The organism is Myxococcus vastator, assembly GCF_010894475.1.
Taxonomy (GTDB): Bacteria; Myxococcota; Myxococcia; order Myxococcales; family Myxococcaceae; genus Myxococcus; species Myxococcus vastator.
On record NZ_JAAIYB010000921.1, the window covers coordinates 1 to 749 of the forward strand.

General features: G+C 56.3%; 1 protein-coding gene. It reads left to right on the forward strand.

The features are described from left to right. Window positions 1–17: 17 nt before the first annotated feature. Window positions 18–749, forward strand: a 732-nt coding sequence (locus G4D87_RS38345; protein ID WP_275902338.1) for an RHS repeat-associated core domain-containing protein, incomplete at its 3' end; no start/stop codon positions are given.

The window sequence follows — 749 nt, forward strand, 5'->3', positions numbered from 1 at the left end:
ATGCATGGGACGCCGAGGTGGGGCTCACCTACGCCCAGCAACGTTGGTATGACGCGACCACAGGGCGGTTCTTGTCCGAGGACCCGGTGGGGGCGGAGGCTTACCTTGGAATGCCCACGAGCATGCAGCCTTGGGTTTATGCCAATGGAAATCCGCTCAAATTTACGGACCCAAATGGGCTGTCAGGTGTCGATAGCGCAAGCGCTTGGGCAGAAGCTGCGTGCTTTGGTGCTGAACGCGCGAGTGGTGGACGTCATCAGTGTTCACCTGCGAAACTTGAAGCATCAACCGAGATTGCGCGCAACGCACAGAACATGGGAACAGCGGCTGGAGTTGCTGTAGCCTCTGGCATCGGCGTCATCGAGATTGCTCCAGCACTGGGCGCCATGGCTGCGCAGTTTGCGATCAAGCATGGCATGAAGGTCTTCATTGCAGGAAAGACTGTTGATGCAGTTGGCCTTGGGCTGAGTTCATATCAATGCACACAAGGAAGCGCGGATGCGTGCATTGACGCAAACGCTGCTGTGCGCGATTTCGCAACAACTGGAGCCGAAGGAGAGACAGCTCTGGCGAAAGGGATTTTCCGCTATTTGCGCCCTCGGCCTGGGAGGAATTATCTTCTGGGGGCAGCCCAAGCTCCTAAGTTGAAATGGGCTGAGAACCCTACCGGCGAAATACGCACAGCGGAGGAGGCGGTAGAAATTGCCCGAAAATTCGGGGTGGATATTCCTGACGACATTCAAGTATTC